Below are 17065 nucleotides of genomic sequence, written 5' to 3'. Positions count from 1 at the left end.
CGCGTCTTCTGTGTGGTAACGGGAGGCGCCTGAAAACACTGGCGTTTTTACCGGTTTGTTTCACGCGCCCGAAAGCCAAGAAACAATTCGCCGCCGCGGCGAAACCTGAATTGCCCGGCGATGAAGACGTTCTGAAACCAGCGCTGGGTAAACCAGCCGCATCGGGAAGCGACAAAGCAATCCAGGCCGAAACGGCCGGACTTCGAGACCACAGGGGACACCGTCATGATCAAGGCTCTTTCCGTGATCGCGATCGCCGCCTTTGCTGCCGCGGCAGTCACCATTCTTCCGGGCTTTGCCCCGCAGGTCGAAGCCAGCGTTCCGCAGGCTCTGGCCAAGGGCGACCGGCTCGACATCCGTCCCCTCGGCACCGCCTGCTCCGAGCAGGCCTGGCCGAATTTCGAACCGTCCTGCCTCCGCAATGCCCATGCCAGCCACGCGCCGATCGGTCAGGCTCGGCTGGTGACCGCGGAACGCCATTAAGGTTTTGGCGTTATCCGACAGCTAGTTTCCGCAAAGCGCTTCCCTCCAAGGGCGCTCTGTACCGAAGACCCCCGAGTTGCCCCCTCGGGGGTCTTTCGATTCCAGCCCCTGCCGTCGCGACGTTCGCTGGACCATGGTCTCGGAACCGGTAACATGATGAAGCGATGCAATGGTCCGAACACGTTCTCGAATGGACGGCTGACGGCCGTCCGCTGCAGCTCGGCCTGACCCGGTTCGGCTCCGGGCCGAACTTGCTGCTGCTGCCCGCGCTCAGTTCGATCTCGACCCGCGGCGAGATGCGCGAGCTTCAGCAACGGCTCGGCGCGCACTATTCCACGACGTCGATCGACTGGCCCGGATTCGGCGATCTGCCGCGCCCGAAAACCGACTGGCGCCCCGCACTGTACAGGGAGTTTCTCGAGTTCATCCTGAACTCGGTGACGCGTCCGGACGTCACGGTGGCGGCAGGGCACGCGGCCGGCTACGCGCTGGCGCAAGCCGCGGATCATCCCGGCTCGCTCGGCCGGCTCTGCCTGCTGGCGCCGACATGGCGCGGACCACTGCCGACCATGGCGGGCAAACGCATGCCGCTGTTCGGCACGCTGGCAAGGGCCGTCGATCTGCCGGTCGCGGGCGCGGCGTTCTATCGGCTCAACGTCAACCGGGCGGTGATCGGCATGATGGCGCGTGGCCATGTCTATGCCGACCCCGCCTGGCTGACCGACGCCCGGATGGCGAACAAGCGCCGCGTCACCGAGGCGCGCGGCGCGCGCTACGCGTCGTTCCGCTTCGTCACCGGCGAGCTCGACCTGTTCACGACGCGCGACGATTATCTCGCCGCCGCACGTCGCGTGCCGGGAAACATTGTGCTGCTGTATGGCGAGGCCACGCCGCGCAAATCCAAGGCGGAGATGGCCGCCCTCGCGGCGCTGGACAATGTCAGCGCCACCGTGCTGCCGCGGGGCAAGCTGTCGTTCTACGAGGAATGTCCCGACGACACCGCGACGGCGCTGCTGAGCGCCCTCGCCTAGCCTGAACGCCGCGGCGGCTCAGCCGCCGTTGCCGCCCTCGCCCTCTTCGGTCTCCGGAATCCGCTCGACCGACACCACCTTCTCGTCGTCGGCGGTGTTGAACACGATCACGCCCTGGGTGGAGCGGCCGGCGACTCGGATGCCTTCGACCGGGCAGCGGATCAGCTGGCCGTTGTCGGTCACCAGCATGATCTGGTCGGAGTCCTCGACCGGGAACGACGCCACCAGCTTGCCGTTGCGGCCGTTGACCGACATCGCCACGATGCCTTTGCCGCCGCGTCCGGTGGTGCGGTACTCGAACGACGAGGTCCGCTTGCCGTAGCCGTTCTCCGAGATCGTCAGCACGAACTGCTCGGACGCCGACATCTCGGCATAGCGCTCGACGCTGAGCGACGTCACCGCATCGCTCTCCTCGGCTTCGACCTCGGGCGCGTCGACGATTTCGGCCTCCTCGCCGGTCGCGGCACGGCGGCTGGCTCCGGATTGCTTCAGATAGGTCGAGCGTTCGGCCGGCGTCGCCTCGAAGTGCCGCAGGATGCTGAGCGAGATCACCTTGTCGCCGGACGACAGCGCGATGCCGCGCACGCCCATCGAGGTGCGGCCGCTGAACACCCGCACGTCCGGCACCGGGAAGCGGATGCACTGGCCGCCGGCCGCCGTCAGCAGCACGTCGTCGCGCTCGGTGCAGATCTGGACGTCGACGATCGCCTCGCCGTCGTCGAGCTTCATCGCGATGATGCCGGAGCGGCGGACGTCGACGAAGTCGGACAGCTTGTTGCGGCGGACGTTGCCGCCGGTGGTGGCGAACATCACGTCGAGCGCCGCCCAGGACGCTTCGTCCTCCGGCAGCGGCATGATGGTGGTGATGCGCTCGCCCTGCTCCAGCGGCAGAATGTTGATCAGCGCCTTGCCGCGGCCGTTCGGCGGCGCCAGCGGCAACCGCCACACCTTCTCCTTGTAGACCTGTCCGCGCGACGAGAAGAACAGCACCGGCGTGTGCGTCGACGCGACGAACAGCCGCGAGACGAAATCCTCCTCGCGGGTCGCCATGCCGGAGCGGCCCTTGCCGCCGCGACGCTGCGCCCGATAGGTCGACAGCGGCACCCGCTTGACGTAGCCGGCGTGCGACACGGTCACCACCATGTCCTCGCGCTGGATCAGGTCCTCGTCTTCGACCTCGCCTTCCTGTTCGACGATCTCGGTCCGGCGCGGCGTTGCGAACTCGGCCCTGACCTCGCCGAGCTCGGTCTTGACGATCGTCTGAACCCGTGCGCGCGAGCGCAGGATTTCCAGATAGTCGGCGATTTCGACCGCCAGCTTGTCGAGCTCGTCGGAAATCTCCTCGCGTCCCAGCGCGGTGAGGCGCTGCAGCCGCAGATCGAGGATGGCTTTCGCCTGCTCGAACGACAGCCGCGCGGTGCCGTCCGGGTTGAGCTTGTGGCGCGGATCGTCGATCAGCGTGATCATCGCCGCGACATCGGCCGCCGGCCAGTCGCGCGACATCAGGGTCTCGCGCGCCGTGTTCGGATCGGGCGAATTACGGATCACCCGAATGATCTCGTCGATATTCGCCACCGCGATCGCGAGGCCGACCAGGATGTGGGCGCGGTCGCGCGCCTTGTTGAGCAGGAATTTGGTGCGCCTGGTGACGACCTGCTCGCGGAACGCGACGAAGACCTGCAGCAGATCCTTCAGGTTCATCAGTTGCGGCCGGCCGCCGTCGAGCGCCACCATGTTGGCGCCGAAATTGGTCTGCAGCGGCGTGAATTTGTAGAGCTGGTTGAGCACCACCTCCGGCACCGCATCGCGGCGCAGCTCGATCACGACGCGGAAGCCGTCGCGGTCCGACTCGTCGCGCAGGTCGGAGATGCCTTCGATCTTCTTCTCGCGCACCAGTTCGGCGATGCGCTCGACCATCGTCGCCTTGTTCACCTGATAAGGAATCTCGGAGACGATGATCGCCTCCCGGTCCTTGCGGACGGTCTCGATCTCGACCTTGCCGCGCATCACGATCGAGCCGCGGCCGGTCTGATAGGCGCCGCGAATGCCGGCGCGGCCGAGGATGATGCCGCCGGTCGGAAAGTCCGGCCCCGGGATGATCTTGTTGAGATCGTCGATCGTCAGCGCCGGATCGTCGATCAGAGCGACGCAGGCGTCGATCACCTCACCGAGATTGTGCGGCGGGATGTTGGTGGCCATGCCGACCGCGATGCCGCCGGCGCCGTTCACCAGGAGGTTCGGGAATTTGGCAGGAAGAACCTGCGGCTCCCGTTCCGAATTGTCGTAGTTCGGCTGGAAGTCGACGGTGTCCTTGTCGATGTCGTCGAGCAGCGTCTGCGCGATCTTGGTCAGACGCGATTCGGTATATCGCATCGCCGCCGGCATATCGCCGTCGACCGAACCGAAATTGCCCTGACCGTCGATCAGCGGCACCCGCATCGAGAAGTCCTGCGCCATGCGGACCAGCGCGTCGTACACCGACTGGTCGCCGTGCGGGTGATACTTACCGATGACGTCGCCGACGGTGCGGGCCGACTTGCGATACGGCTTGTTCCACTCGAAGCCGTTCTCGTACATGCCGTAGAGGATACGGCGATGCACCGGCTTCAACCCGTCGCGCGCATCCGGCAGCGCCCGCGCCACGATCACGCTCATCGCGTAATCGAGATAGCTGCGCTTCATCTCGTCGAGAATGGATACGGGGCGAATATCCGAGGGCGCCTGCGGCTCCCCGGGCTTCTCGTCGTCTTTGTCGGACAAGGGTGAATTCCGGTCAGAATCTGATCGGATTCGTATAGCGTATCGGGGTGTTGCAAACCACCCTTTCGCGGCTTGTTTTCGAAGGTTTTTCGGCCCGTCTTTTCAATATCTTACGCGATATTTTCGACGTGCTCGAAAAGCCGTTCGGCAAGGCATCGGGATCGGCGCCGGCGGCGCCCCTGGGAGGCGCTGATTCGCGCCCTTAATCCGGCCGCGGCACTGCGCCGAAGCGGTCGATCACGACGTCGCGTTTATTGTCTTCGACCCGCACCGTCATGACGTACCGGCCATCGACCAGATCCTTCGCCAGCACCTCGGCATTGCGATGCAGCCAGCTCACGCCGGCGCCGTCGGCGGCGTCGATCGACAGATCGAGCACGGTGCGGGTCGCCGCCAGGCGCTGCTCGATCGCCAACAGCAGCTCGTCGACGCCCTCGCCGCTCACCGCCGACACCAGCAGGCACGGATGATCGTCGGGCCGGCGGCCTGCGATGTTTCTCAGCTCGTCGCGCTGCTCCGGCTCGAAACGGTCGATCTTATTCCAGACTTCGAGAATCCGTCCGCTCGCGGCATCGACGCCGAGCTGGCGCAGCACGTTGTCGACGTCGCTCTGCTGCGCCTCGGCGTCTTCGTGGCTGATGTCGCGGACGTGCAGGATCAGATCGGCTTCCAGCACCTCTTCCAGCGTCGCGCGGAAGGCGGCGACGAGCTGGGTCGGGAGATTGGAGATGAAGCCGACGGTGTCGGACAGCATCGCCTTGCCGCCGTGCGGCAACTGGATCGCGCGCAGCGTCGGGTCGAGCGTCGCGAACAGCATGTCGGCCGCCTGCACGTCGGCGCGCGTCAGCCGGTTGAACAGCGTCGACTTGCCGGCATTGGTGTAGCCAACCAGCGCCACCACGCGATACGGCACACGCTGCCGCCCGGCGCGATGCAACCGCCGTGTCGCCTGCACTTTCTTCAGCTCGGCTTCGAGCTTGGTGATGCGCTCGCCGATCAGCCGGCGGTCGGCCTCGATCTGGGTCTCGCCGGGGCCACCCATGAAGCCGAAGCCGCCGCGCTGGCGCTCGAGATGGGTCCAGGACCGCACCAGCCGCGAGCGCTGATAGTTGAGATGCGCCAGCTCGACCTGCAGGGTGCCTTCGCGGGTCTTGGCGCGGCGCCCGAAGATTTCCAGGATCAGGCCGGTGCGATCGAGCACCTTGGCGTTCCAGGCTTTCTCCAGGTTGCGCTGCTGGATCGGCGACAGCGCGCAATCCATCACCACCAAGTCGGCGCCGTGCGCCGCGATCAGCCCGACGATGTCCTCGACCTTGCCCTTGCCGAGATAGGTCGCGGGACGGATCTGGCTGATCGGAGTGAGCACCGCCTCGACGACGTCGAGATCGATCGCGCGCGCCAGACCGGCGGCTTCGTCGAGCCGCGCGTCATTGTCGCGGACGGCCGTATCCGCCGCGTCGGGATCGCCCCGGCGCGTGCGCAAATACGGACCGACGACGATCACGCGTCCGGTCTCTCCGCCGTTCCCCGATCGCGGACGATCGGCGCCCTCGTCGATGCTGCGCGGTTCCAATCAGGCCCGCCTCAAGCTGGCGAGTCCTCGCCGCTTTCGAACAGCTGGATCGGCGCCCCCGGCATGATGGTGGAGATCGCGTGCTTGTAGACGAGCTGCGAATGACCGTCGCGCCGCAACAAAAGGCAGAAATTATCGAACCAAGTCACAATGCCCTGCAACTTCACCCCGTTGACCAGGAAGATCGTCAGAGGAGTCTTCGTCTTGCGTACGTGGTTGAGGAAAGTGTCTTGAAGGTTTTGTGCGCGGTCTGCCGCCATTTTTTATCCCGCAATTGGTTTTGTCTTTTCTTGCCGGTGCGCGTCTCTCTGTCGGAGCTTCACCCCGGTTGCCGACTCCTCCGAGATCCCCCTCCGGAAGCCGACGGTCCGATTAGAGGGTAGGCATGGCTTTTAAGCAAGCAACTAAAACCCCGAGCGGATGCTCCCCGCGCCGCAAAGCTTAAGAAAACACCGCAAATCGGTGAAACTGCTCTCTTAGACGTTTGGCCAATGCGCCCGGCTTGCCGTCGCCGATCGGCTGGCCGTCGATCGACACCACCGGCATCACGAGCTGGCTCGAAGCCGTGACGAACGCTTCGGCGGCGCTCGCCGCCTCGGCCGGCGTGAACGGCCGCTCCTCGACCCGCACCTGCAGCGCTTCGCAGGCATCGATCAGCACCGCACGGGTGACGCCGGCGAGGATGCCGGCGTCGGCCGAACGGGTCACCACCCGGCCCTCTTTGGTGACGATCCAGGCGTTGCTGGAGGAGCCTTCGGTGACGTAGCCGTCGCGGTCGACGTACCACGCCTCATAGGCGCCGGCCTCGCGCGCCGCCTGCTTGGCGAGCACGTTCGGCAGCAGCGCCGTCGATTTGATGTCGACCCTCGGCCAGCGGTTCTCCGGCAGCGTGATCACCTTGATGCCACGCGCCGCGTTGGCCTGCCCCTTGGCGGGATCGATGCTGCGCGCCGTCACCACCACGGCCGGCTTCACCGACTCGGCCGGAAAGCCGTGATCGCGCCGCGCCACGCCGCGGCTGACCTGCAGATAGACGATGCCGTCGTTCACCCGGTTGCGCCGCACCACTTCGTGCATCACGACCGACAACGCCGCCAGCGGCATCGGCTCCTTGATCCGCAACTCACCGAGCGAACGCTGCAGCCGCGCCAAATGCCGCGGCATGTCGACCAGCCTGCCGCCGCGCACTTCGCAGACCTCATAGACGCCATCGGCGAACTGATAACCGCGATCCTCGATGTTCACGCTGGCATGGCGCATGTCGAGATAGCGGCCGTTGACATAGGCGATGCGCGACATCGAGGAGATCCGGATCAGAGGTGAGAGTTGAAGGAAAAGTCAGCCGACGCCGAGCGCCTTGAGCTTGCGATGCAGCGCCGAGCGCTCCATGCCGACGAACTCGGCAGTGCGCGAGATGTTGCCGGAGAACCGGCTGATCTGCGCGATCAGGTAGTCGCGCTCGAACGCTTCACGCGCCTCGCGCAGCGGCAAGCCCATGATGTGCTCGCCGTTGTTGCCGGTCGGCATCGTCGGCACCATCGAGCCGACGTCCTGCGGCAGCATATCGGCGGTGATCACCGCATCCGGCCCGCCGCCGGCGAGGATCATCAGCCGCTCGACGTTGTTGCGGAGCTGGCGGACGTTGCCGGGCCAGACGTGCGACTGCAGCACCGCCATCGCATCCTGGCCGATCTGCCGACGCGGCAGACCGGTCGTGGCCGAGATCTGCTCCATGAAGTATTCGATCAATTCCGGAATGTCGTCGCGACGCTCCGACAGCGGCGGCACCCGGATCGGCACCACCGACAGCCGGTGATACAGATCCTCTCGGAACCGCCCGCCCGCGATCTCCTCTTCGAGGTTGCGCGCGGTCGAGGAGATGATGCGGACGTCGACATTGACCTTGGTGGTGCCGCCGCAGCGCTGGAACGTCTGCTCGACCAGAACGCGCAGGATCTTGTTCTGGGTCTCGCGCGGCATATCGGCGATCTCGTCGATGAACAGCGTGCCGCCGTGCGCTTCTTCCAACGCGCCGGACTTTCGCGCGTGCTCGCCATTGGCCTCGATGCCGAACAGCTCGGTCTCCATCTTCTCGGGCGTGATCGCCGCGGCGTTGATCACCACGAACGGCCCCTCGGCCCGCGAGGACGAATTGTGCAGCGTTCGGGCCGCAAGTTCCTTGCCGGACCCCGACGGGCCGACGATCAGAATGCGGCTGTTGGCCTTGGCGGCGCGTTCGATGGTCTGGCGCAACTGGTTGATGCAGGCGGAGCGCCCGACCAGCGACGAGGCGGACGGCGCGAGCTGCTTCAGCTCGCGCACCTCGCGCTTCAGCCGCGACGTTTCCAGCGCGCGCGTCGCCACCAGGATCAGCCGATCGGATTTGAACGGCTTCTCGATGAAGTCGTAGGCGCCGCGCTTGATCGCCGCGACCGCGGTTTCGATGTTGCCGTGGCCGGAGATCATCACCACCGGCATGTCGGCATGATCCTTCTTGATCTGCTCCAGGAGTTGCAGACCATCGAGCTTGCTGCCCTGCAGCCAGATGTCGAGGAAGATCAGATTGGGCCGCCGGTTGGCGATCTCGGCCAGCGCCGAATCGCTGTCCCGCGCCGTCCGGGTGGAAAAGCCTTCGTCCTCGAGAATACCGGCGACGAGATCGCGGATATCCGCTTCGTCGTCGACGATCAGAATGTCATTCGCCATGGTCGCGCCTGTCGCTTTAGCTGCCGCCGGCAGCCGCTATCCTTGGTTCGTTCTCGGCCTGCTGTTTTGGTTCACCCGATCCGGGAGGTGACGCCGGTTGACCGGACATCGCGAATCGAAGGCGCATCCATGCACCGCGCTGGCCAGGACGAACGTGGGATGCGTCGTTGAGTTCGATACCGCCGCCGTGATCGACCAGCACGCGACCGACGATCGCAAGACCGAGGCCGGTGCCTTTCTCACGGGTGGTGACGTAGGGTTCGAGCAGCCGCGAACGGCTTTCTTTGGGCAGCCCGATGCCGTTGTCGATCACGTCGATGACGACATCGTCGCCGTCGCGCGCCGCCACGACTTCGATCTTGCCCTTGCCGAGCTCCTGTTCGGGTACCACTTCGATCGCTTCGGTGGCGTTCTTGATGATGTTGGTCAACGCCTGCGAGATCAGCCTGCGGTCGAACCTTGCGTGCAACGGTTCATCCTTGATCTCCGCCTCGATTTCGACGTCGGGATGGCCGACCCGCATCAAGAACACCACCTGCCGCACGGTGTCGCCGACGTCCTCGCCTTCGATCACCGGCTTCGGCATCCGCGCGAAGCGCGAGAATTCGTCGACCATGCGCCGGATGTCGTCGACCTGGCGGACGATGGTGTCGGTGCACTGCTCGAAGATGTTCTTGTCGTCGACGATCACCTTGCCGAACTTGCGCTTGATCCGTTCCGCCGAGAGTTGAATCGGCGTCAGCGGGTTCTTGATCTCGTGCGCGATGCGACGGGCCACGTCGCCCCACGCCGAGGTGCGCTGCGCCGACACCAGTTCGGTGATGTCGTCGAGGGTGATGATGTAGCTGTCGCTGGTGTGACCGGTCTGTTCGGCGGTGACACGAACGTTGAGGATGCGCTCGCGGCCGTCGCGGGTGATGGTGATCTGGCCTTGCACCAGCCGCTGCGCGCCTTCGCGCGCGCTCGCCATCATCTCGTCGAGCTCGGGAATGACCTCGGACAGCGGATGGCCGAGCGCTTCGGCTTCGGAGTGGCCGATCAGCTTTTCAGCGGAGCGGTTGAGGATGCCGATGCTGAGCGAGCCGTCGACGCCGATGATGCCGGCGCTGGCCGACGACAGCACCGCCTCGATGAACCGGCGACGGCTGTCGATCAGTTCGCTGGCGTTGACCAACTCGTCGCGCTGGGTGCGCAATTCCTGCGTCATCTTGTTGAAGGTCATGCCGAGCTGCGACAGGTCGCCTTCCGATTTCGACACCGGCACCTGGACGTGCAGATCGCCGGTCGACACCAGCTGCGCCGCCCCCATCAGCCGCCGGATCGGCGCCACCAGCCAGTTGGCGAAGTTGAGGCCGAGCAGCACCGCCGACATCAGCACCGTGAGCGCGATCACCGTGAACATCAGCGCGAAGGCGACCTGAACGCCGAGCCGCCGTGCCTCGAGTTCGGAGTATTCGGCGACGCTGGCCTGAGTCTGGCGAAGCTGCGCGACCACGCGCGGGTCCAGGAAACGCGCGACGTAGAGGAAGGTGTCCTCGAACCCCTTCAGCCGGATCACCGCGGCGACGTAATTGGCTTCGATGAACACCGCGATCTGCGGTTCGGTGTCGTCGACGTTCTTCAGAAACTCCGGCGCCGGCACGTCGAAGTCGCGGCGGATGCCGTTCTGCGCCGCCTCCAGGATGTTGCGATCCTTGTCGATCAGCATCGCGCCCGGCAGGTTGCGGGTGGCGGCGTCGTTGGTCAGGAATTCGCGGAAGGATTTTCGGTCGAGATCGAACAGCGCCCGGGCGTGCGAGATGTCGTTGGCCATGCCGAGAATGTCGCCGCGGATCAACTGGCCATGCTCGTGCAGGTAGGCATTGGCGACGATCAGCGAATTCTCGATCACCGCCCGGGTCGGCCCGGAGAACAGCCGGTCGAGACCGCGGTCGAGCGTGACGTTGGCGACGATCGACACCAGCACCGCCGGCAGCACCGCGATCACCGAAAACAGGCTGACGATCTGGATGTGCAGCCGTGACGCCGCCCGCCCGCGCCGGCGGGCCTGGACCACCTTCCAGACTTCGCGGGCGATGATCGCGACCAACAGCAGGATGGTCGCGCCGTTGATCAGCAGGAAGCTGACGACGACCTCCCGGCTCGGCGAGATCGGGGTCAGGCCGGTCAGGACGATGAAGGTCAGAAACGCCGAAAACAGCGCGACGCCGACTGCCATCGGCGCCAGCAGCTTGCGCCAGGTGCGCAGCCGCGGCTCGGCAATCGAGGGGTCGTCAACGGGTTGGGCCGACGTCTCTGCGCTGGTCATTCCGGCAATAATCATTGAATGCGTTCGGCCCGCGCCGCCGGCGAGCCGTGTGATGCATTCGTACAACAATGTTGCTCAATTGCGACAATATCGCGGCGCTTCGCCCGAGCCACCTCGGGCGAGCACGCAGTCCACAGCCGAAAACCTTGCTCCGGCGTCTCAGCCGCCGGTGCGGTAAACCTGAATGTCGAGGTCGCGGATCTTCTTCCGCAGGGTGTTGCGGTTGAGGCCGAGCAGGTCGGCGGCCCGGATCTGGTTGCCGCGGGTCGCCGCCAGCGCGGCGGTGAGCAGCGGCACTTCGATCTCGCGCAGCACCCGGTGGTAGAGGCCGGGCGGCGGCACGCCGTTCGGGAAGCCCGAAAAGTGCGACGACAAATACATCTCCACCGCGCCGCCGAGATTGTCGACGGTGTGGGGAGCGTTGCCGCCCGCCACGACCGGCGGCGGCGCCAGTTCGCCGTCGATCACCGAGGCGGTGATCACCTCCTGCGGATACAGCGCCGCCAGGCGCCGGGCGAGATTTTCCAATTCGCGAACGTTGCCCGGCCAGCGATGCTGTTTCATTCGCTCGAGCGCCGCGGCATCGAGCTTCTTGGCGGGAAGGCCGTCTTTTTCGGCCAGCGCGAAGAAGTGCCGGACCAGATCCGGCAGATCCTCGATGTGCTCGCGCAGCGGCGGCAGCCGCAGCGGGACCACGTTGAGGCGGAAGAACAGATCTTCGCGGAACAGCCCCTGCTGGATCAGGACCCGCAGGTCCTTGTTCGACGCCGCAACGATCCGGACGTCGGTCTTGATCGGGGTACGGCCGCCGACCGTGGTGTATTCGCCCTGCTGCAGCACCCGCAGCAGCCGGGTCTGGGCCTCCATCGGCATGTCGCCGATTTCATCGAGAAACAGCGTGCCGCCTTCGGCCTGCTCGAACCGGCCGGAGGCGCGGGTGTTGGCGCCGGTGAAGGCGCCGCGCTCGTGACCGAACAGTTCGGACTCGATCAGATCGCGCGGGATCGCCGCCATGTTGACGGCGACGAACGGACCGTTGCGGCGCTTGCCGTAGTCGTGCAGCGCCCGCGACACCAGTTCCTTGCCGGTGCCGGACTCGCCAGTGATCATCACCGTGAGGTCGGTCTGCATCAGCCGCGCCAGCACCCGGTAGATTTCTTGCATCGCCGGCGAGCGGCCGACCAGCGGGATCGAGTCGAATTCGCCCTCGTCGTTGGCGCTGGAGATGCGCTCCTTCGGCTCCGCCAGCGCGCGGCCGACGATCGCGATCAGTTCCTTGAGATCGAACGGCTTCGGCAGATATTCGTAGGCGCCCTTCTCCGACGCACGGATCGCGGTCATGAAGGTGTTCTGCGCGCTCATCACGATGACCGGCAGGTTCGGCCGCAGCTTCTTGATCCGCGGCAGCAGATCGAACGCGTTCTCGTCCGGCATCACCACGTCGGTGATCACCAGATCGCCCTCGCCCTGGCTCACCCAACGCCACAGCGTCGCCGCGTTGCCGGTCAGCCGCACTTCGTAGCCGGCGCGCGACAGCGCTTGGTTGAGCACCGTGCGGATCGCGGTGTCGTCGTCCGCGACGAGAATACTACCTGCAGGCATTGGGTGTCCTCATCTTGAAGTCTGCGAGGCATCGGACGACGCCGGCGCGTCCTCGCCGTTCGGGGATTGAAGGGCCTTGGCGGTGTTGAACATCGGCATCAGCACCCGGAAGGTGGTTTTGCGCGGCTGCGATTCACATTCGATGATGCCGCCGTGATCGCCGACGATCTTGGCGACCAGCGCCAGACCGAGGCCGGAGCCCGACGGCTTGGTGGTGACGAACGGATCGAACAGGTTCGGCAGCAGATCTTCGGGGACGCCGGGCCCATTGTCCCGCACGCAGAACTCCAGCGGCAGCGACACCCGCGTCTTCTTGCCCGGCACCGACAGCCGGACGCCAGGGCGGAACGCCGTGGTGAGTTGGATCTCGCCGTCGGAGCCGAGATCGACCACGGCCTCGGCGGCGTTCTTCACCAGATTGAGGAACACCTGAATCAGTTGATCCTGATTGGCGAGCACCGGCGGCAGCGACGGGTCGTAGTCCTCGATGAACTTGATGTTGCGCGCGAAGCCGGACTGCGCCAGCCGCTTGACGTGATCGAGCACCGAATGAATGTTGACCGGCCCGCGCGCCACCGGGCGATCGTCGCCGAACACTTCCATGCGGTCGACCAGCGTGACGATGCGGTCGGCTTCGTCGCAGATCAGCCGAGTCAGCATCCGGTCCTCTGCGGAAGCCTGCTGCTCCAGCAGTTGCGCGGCGCCGCGAATGCCGGACAGCGGGTTCTTGATCTCGTGCGCCAGCATGGCGGCGAGCGCGATCACCGAGCGCGCCGCGCTGCGATGCGTGAGCTGGCGGTCCATCTTGTCGGCGATGGTGCGTTCCTGCAGCATCACCACGATATGGCCGGGCCGTTCGTTGAGCGGCGCGACGTGCAGATCGACCTGGCGGTCGGCGCCGATCCGCGGCGTGCCGAGATCGACCTTGTATTCGTTGACCGGCGAATGCCCGACCCGGACCTGCTCGATCAGCGCCAGCAGCGGGCTGCCGAACGGCACCAGATCGGTCAGCGACTGCCGCCGCAGCAATTGCGCGGAGATCTCGAAGAACGATTCCGCCGCCATATTGGCATCGGCGATCTTGCCGTCGGGGCCGATCAGCAGCACCGGATTGGGCAATGCGTTGAGGATCGCGTCGCTGTCGGTCGGCTGAGCCCGGCGCGGTTCGACGATGGCGTTCATGCGGCGGCCCTCCAGGCGAAATCATCGTAGGCGTCGGCGAGCGCGCGTTGGACGCGGGCCGGGCTCTCCTCGGTCAGAATCGCGGCGCGCCAGTGCTTCAGGACCGCCGCGGGCGCGCCGGCGCCGGCGGCCGCCACCTCGAGCGACCAGCCGAGATGCTTGCGCGCATGGCGAAGCCCGATCTTGACGCCGTACAGCGCCAGAATGTCGTCGTAGAGCCGGCGCAAGTCATCGCGCTGCGCGGCGAGCGGAGGCTCGGCCTCGGCCTTCCCGGTGGTGAGCTGGCGGCCGACCTGCCCGGGCAGCCACGGCCGCCCCTGGGCGCCGCGCCCGATCATCACCGCGTCGGCGCCAGATCGTTTCAGCGCCTCGATCGCGCTGCCGTGGCAGGTGATGTCGCCATTGACCACCAGCGGGATCGAGATCGCGTCTCTCACGGCACGCACCGCGTCCCAATCGGCTTCGCCCTTGTAGAACTGCTGCCGCGTGCGGCCATGCACCGTGACGAGCTGCACCCCTGCGTCCTGCGCACGCCGCGCCAGCTCCGGCGCGTTGCGCGAGCGATCGTCCCAACCGAGCCGCATCTTCAGCGTCACCGGCACCCGTACCGCGCTGATCGTTGCTTCGATCAGCGTCAGCGCATGGTCGAGATCGCGCATCAAGGCCGAACCGGACAGTCCGCCGGTGACGTGCCGAGCCGGGCAGCCCATGTTGATGTCGATGACATCGGCACCGCCGGCTTCCGCAATCCGGGCGCCCTCCGCCATCCAGCGCGCCTCGCAACCGGCGAGCTGCACGACGTGCGGCCCCTGCCCGACCTTGTCGCAGCGACGCACCGACATCCGGCGGCCGGCCACCAGATCCTCGCTGGCGGTCATTTCCGACACCACCAGACCAGCCCCGAACTCCGCCACCTGGCGGCGGAACGGCGCGTCAGTAATGCCTGTCATCGGCGCCAGAACTACCGGACAGGCCACCGCAATATTGCCGATCCTCAAAGGCGGCGAACCTGTTACAGTGGATCCAGTCACGGGTTGCTCATTCTGTAGTCAGCGCGGTTGCACACTCGGCTTCGCTCAATGTTTGAGCATTGTAGATCATTGCCTACAGTTTAGCCAATCATATCAGACATGCAAGTGCGTTGCAGCATTTGTCCCCTGGACGCCTGCGCCTGCGGCGATGGAATCATGCTGCTTTCCCGGCTCGGCATGGTAAGGGCTGTGCACCGGCGCGACCAGCGTCGGACATTCCGAATCCGTATCAATTGATCCGATGCCGAACTCGCCCCGTACTGCTGCCATCATCGTCGCCGCCGGTCGCGGCCTGCGCGCCGGCGCGGGCGGCCCCAAGCAATACCGCACTCTCGCCGGACGGCCGGTGATCGCCCGCGCGATGGAACCGTTCTGCACCCATCCGGGGGTGATGGCGGTGCAGCCGGTGACCAATCCGGACGACACCGAGATGTTCAACGCGGCTGTCGCCGGCCTGAAGTTCCGGCCGGCGGTAGGGGGAGGTGCGACCCGGCAGGGTTCGGTGCGCGCCGGGCTGGAGGCGCTGGCCGAGCTGAAGCCGGACATCGTGCTGATCCACGACGCCGCGCGCTGCTTCGTCACCCCGGAGCTGATCTCGCGCGCGATTACCGCCGCCGGCGCCACCGGCGCGGCGCTGCCGGTGGTTGCGGTGACCGACACCATCAAGCAGGTCGACGCCGAGGGCGCGGTCGACGCGACGCCGGACCGCGCGACCTTGCGAATCGCCCAGACCCCGCAGGCGTTCCGCTTCGACGTCATCCTCGATGCCCACCGCCGCGCTGCCCAGGACGGCCGCGACGAATTCACCGACGATGCCGCAATCGCCGAATGGGCGGGATTGACGGTGTCGACCTTCGAAGGCGATGCTAACAACATGAAGATGACCACCCCGGAAGATTTCGCGCGCGAGGAAAGCCGGCTGATGGCCGCGCTCGGCGACATCCGCACCGGCACCGGCTACGATGTCCACGCCTTCGGCGACGGCGATCACGTCTGGCTGTGCGGCCTGAAGGTCCCGCACACCCGCGGCTTCCTGGCGCATTCCGACGGCGACGTCGGCCTGCATGCGCTGGTCGACGCGATTCTCGGCGCGCTGGCGGACGGCGACATCGGCTCGCACTTCCCGCCGACCGATCCGCAGTGGAAGGGCGCGGCCTCCGACAAGTTCCTCAGATACGCGATCGACCGCGTCACCGCGCGCGGCGGCCGCATCGCCAATCTCGAAGTGACGATGATCTGCGAGCGGCCGAAGATCGGCCCGCTGCGCGACGCGATGCGTCAGCGCATCGCCGAGATCACCGGCGTGCCGGTGTCGCGCGTCGCGGTGAAGGCCACCACCAGCGAGAAGCTCGGCTTCACCGGCCGTGAGGAAGGCATCGCGGCGACCGCGTCCGCCACCATCCGGCTGCCCTGGGGCGCCGACGGACTGGCCGGCTGACGATGAGCGGCAACGATGCCCGCGCCCTCGCCCGCTCGTTGCTCGACCTCTGCCGCTCGCGCAAGCTGATGATTGCGACCGCCGAGTCGTGTACCGGCGGTCTGGTCGCCGGCGCGCTGACCGATATCCCCGGCTCGTCCGACGTCATCGACCGCGGCTTCGTCACCTATTCCAACGCCGCCAAGCACGACCTGCTCGGCGTCGAGAACGCCACGCTCAACAACTTCGGCGCCGTCAGCAAGGAAACTGCGATCGCGATGGCGGTCGGCGCGCTGGAGAACGCTGACGTCGATCTCGCCGTCTCGATCACCGGGATCGCCGGACCGGGCGGAGCCACGCCCGGCAAGCCGGTCGGCCTGGTTCATTTCGCGGTGGCGGCGCGCGACGGGCGGATCTCGCATCGCGAGCAGCGTTTCGGCGCGATCGGCCGCAGCAACGTCCGCCAGCGTTCGGTGGTGGAAGCGCTGCGCATGCTGGTCGAATTGGCGCGCGGCCCGAAGCCTCCCGCCAAGGTCAAGCCTGCTCCCGCCGCCGGCGTCCACAAGCGCGTCGCCCGCTCCCCCCGCCGCGTCGCCACCAAACGCCCGCAGCCGAAGCGTCCGGTCAAGCCGAAGAAGACTTAACGACGAAGCAGCTGATCGGGCGACTTGAGGCGCACGGCATCGCCCCACCACCGCCGTCACCCTCCGCGAAAGCGGAGGGCCCAGTATCCCAGAGCGCTCGTAGTCTTAGGAAGCGCTCTGGGATACTGGGTCGCCCGGACAAGCCGGGCGATGACCGCGGAGTGTGGGGATATTCAAATATTCAACCTCTCCGTCATTGCTGTGCAAGTTCAATAATTCGGTGATCGAATCCACCCATCAGGGAGGCTTCGATGCGCGACAACAGTTTCGACCGGACGATCGAGCGGAATTACATCCAGAAATGGCGGTTTCTGATGGCCGAGTACGA

General features: G+C 66.2%; 14 protein-coding genes. 4 read left to right on the top strand and 10 right to left on the bottom strand.

What is annotated here, in order from left to right; translation table 11 throughout:
• Window positions 1–47: 47 nt before the first annotated feature.
• A complete protein-coding gene (locus DWA33_RS22370; RefSeq protein WP_114360715.1) occupies window positions 48–227 on the bottom strand; it encodes a hypothetical protein in 180 nt (59 codons plus the stop codon).
• On the opposite strand from DWA33_RS22370, the gene DWA33_RS22365 reads away from it, so the two are divergent.
• Together DWA33_RS22365 and DWA33_RS22360 are read left to right on the top strand one after the other, a co-directional pair.
• A complete protein-coding gene (locus tag DWA33_RS22365; protein WP_114360714.1) occupies window positions 226–483 on the top strand; it encodes a hypothetical protein in 258 nt (85 codons plus the stop codon). The two genes, DWA33_RS22370 and DWA33_RS22365, sit on opposite strands and share 2 nt — an antisense overlap.
• 164 nt (window positions 484–647) lie before the next feature.
• Window positions 648–1514 carry an alpha/beta fold hydrolase gene (locus tag DWA33_RS22360; RefSeq protein ID WP_114360713.1) on the top strand — a complete coding sequence of 289 codons (867 nt, stop codon included), beginning with the start codon at window positions 648–650 and terminating at the stop codon, window positions 1512–1514.
• A gap of 18 nt (window positions 1515–1532) precedes the next feature.
• Here the strand turns inward: DWA33_RS22360 and gyrA are convergent, their stop codons facing one another.
• The 9 genes from gyrA to dusB form a co-directional block, all read right to left on the bottom strand.
• Window positions 1533–4274 carry a DNA gyrase subunit A gene (gene gyrA / locus DWA33_RS22355; protein ID WP_114360712.1) on the bottom strand — a complete coding sequence of 914 codons (2742 nt, stop codon included), beginning with the start codon at window positions 4272–4274 and terminating at the stop codon, window positions 1533–1535.
• 202 nt (window positions 4275–4476) lie between these two features.
• Window positions 4477–5847, bottom strand: a complete 1371-nt coding sequence (gene hflX / locus DWA33_RS22350; protein WP_114360711.1) for a GTPase HflX — start codon at window positions 5845–5847, stop codon at window positions 4477–4479.
• Between the two features lie 11 nt (window positions 5848–5858).
• On the bottom strand, window positions 5859–6107 hold the full coding sequence (hfq, locus tag DWA33_RS22345) for an RNA chaperone Hfq (RefSeq protein ID WP_011158147.1): 249 nt from the start codon (window positions 6105–6107) through the stop codon (window positions 5859–5861).
• A 181-nt stretch (window positions 6108–6288) separates the two neighbouring features.
• Window positions 6289–7146: a D-amino-acid transaminase gene (locus DWA33_RS22340; RefSeq protein WP_114360710.1), complete on the bottom strand. Its 858-nt coding sequence runs from the start codon at window positions 7144–7146 to the stop codon at window positions 6289–6291.
• Window positions 7147–7185: 39 nt separating this feature from the next.
• Complete coding sequence (gene ntrX, locus DWA33_RS22335; protein ID WP_114360709.1) at window positions 7186–8553, bottom strand: nitrogen assimilation response regulator NtrX; 1368 nt, start codon at window positions 8551–8553, stop codon at window positions 7186–7188.
• A gap of 16 nt (window positions 8554–8569) precedes the next feature.
• Window positions 8570–10861 (bottom strand): sensor histidine kinase NtrY-like, encoded by a 2292-nt coding sequence (locus tag DWA33_RS22330; protein WP_114360708.1) that lies wholly within the window; start codon window positions 10859–10861, stop codon window positions 8570–8572.
• A 159-nt stretch (window positions 10862–11020) separates the two neighbouring features.
• Complete coding sequence (gene ntrC / locus DWA33_RS22325) at window positions 11021–12463, bottom strand: nitrogen regulation protein NR(I) (RefSeq protein WP_107344569.1); 1443 nt, start codon at window positions 12461–12463, stop codon at window positions 11021–11023.
• A gap of 9 nt (window positions 12464–12472) precedes the next feature.
• Window positions 12473–13645, bottom strand: coding sequence for a two-component system sensor histidine kinase NtrB (locus DWA33_RS22320; RefSeq protein ID WP_114360707.1), 1173 nt, complete (start codon window positions 13643–13645; stop codon window positions 12473–12475).
• Window positions 13642–14643, bottom strand: coding sequence for a tRNA dihydrouridine synthase DusB (gene dusB / locus DWA33_RS22315; protein ID WP_114360706.1), 1002 nt, complete (start codon window positions 14641–14643; stop codon window positions 13642–13644). The genes DWA33_RS22320 and dusB overlap by 4 nt, the downstream gene beginning before the upstream one ends.
• A 274-nt stretch (window positions 14644–14917) precedes the next feature.
• Here dusB and DWA33_RS22310 point away from each other — a divergent pair, with 274 nt between their 5' ends.
• Window positions 14918–16114, top strand: coding sequence for a bifunctional 2-C-methyl-D-erythritol 4-phosphate cytidylyltransferase/2-C-methyl-D-erythritol 2,4-cyclodiphosphate synthase (locus DWA33_RS22310; RefSeq protein ID WP_114360705.1), 1197 nt, complete (start codon window positions 14918–14920; stop codon window positions 16112–16114).
• A gap of 2 nt (window positions 16115–16116) precedes the next feature.
• Window positions 16117–16737, top strand: coding sequence for a CinA family protein (locus DWA33_RS22305; protein WP_114360704.1), 621 nt, complete (start codon window positions 16117–16119; stop codon window positions 16735–16737).
• Window positions 16738–17065: the final 328 nt, after the last annotated feature.

The organism is Rhodopseudomonas pentothenatexigens (assembly GCF_900218015.1).
GTDB lineage: Bacteria > Pseudomonadota > Alphaproteobacteria > Rhizobiales > Xanthobacteraceae > Rhodopseudomonas > Rhodopseudomonas pentothenatexigens.
This window is presented reverse-complemented; position numbering and strand designations above follow the sequence as displayed.

Bases quoted from the DNA above. Each gene is read 5' to 3' on its own strand.
- DWA33_RS22370 (WP_114360715.1), bottom strand. From the start codon at position 227: ATGACGGTGTCCCCTGTGGTCTCGAAGTCCGGCCGTTTCGGCCTGGAT.
- DWA33_RS22340 (WP_114360710.1), bottom strand. From the start codon at position 7,146: ATGTCGCGCATCGCCTATGTCAACGGCCGCTATCTCGACATGCGCCAT.
- ntrC (WP_107344569.1), bottom strand. From the start codon at position 12,463: ATGCCTGCAGGTAGTATTCTCGTCGCGGACGACGACACCGCGATCCGC.
- ntrX (WP_114360709.1), bottom strand. From the start codon at position 8,553: ATGGCGAATGACATTCTGATCGTCGACGACGAAGCGGATATCCGCGAT.
- hfq (WP_011158147.1), bottom strand. From the start codon at position 6,107: ATGGCGGCAGACCGCGCACAAAACCTTCAAGACACTTTCCTCAACCAC.
- DWA33_RS22310 (WP_114360705.1), top strand. From the start codon at position 14,918: ATGCCGAACTCGCCCCGTACTGCTGCCATCATCGTCGCCGCCGGTCGC.
- DWA33_RS22305 (WP_114360704.1), top strand. From the start codon at position 16,117: ATGAGCGGCAACGATGCCCGCGCCCTCGCCCGCTCGTTGCTCGACCTC.
- DWA33_RS22330 (WP_114360708.1), bottom strand. From the start codon at position 10,861: ATGACCAGCGCAGAGACGTCGGCCCAACCCGTTGACGACCCCTCGATT.
- DWA33_RS22360 (WP_114360713.1), top strand. From the start codon at position 648: ATGCAATGGTCCGAACACGTTCTCGAATGGACGGCTGACGGCCGTCCG.
- DWA33_RS22320 (WP_114360707.1), bottom strand. From the start codon at position 13,645: ATGAACGCCATCGTCGAACCGCGCCGGGCTCAGCCGACCGACAGCGAC.
- DWA33_RS22365 (WP_114360714.1), top strand. From the start codon at position 226: ATGATCAAGGCTCTTTCCGTGATCGCGATCGCCGCCTTTGCTGCCGCG.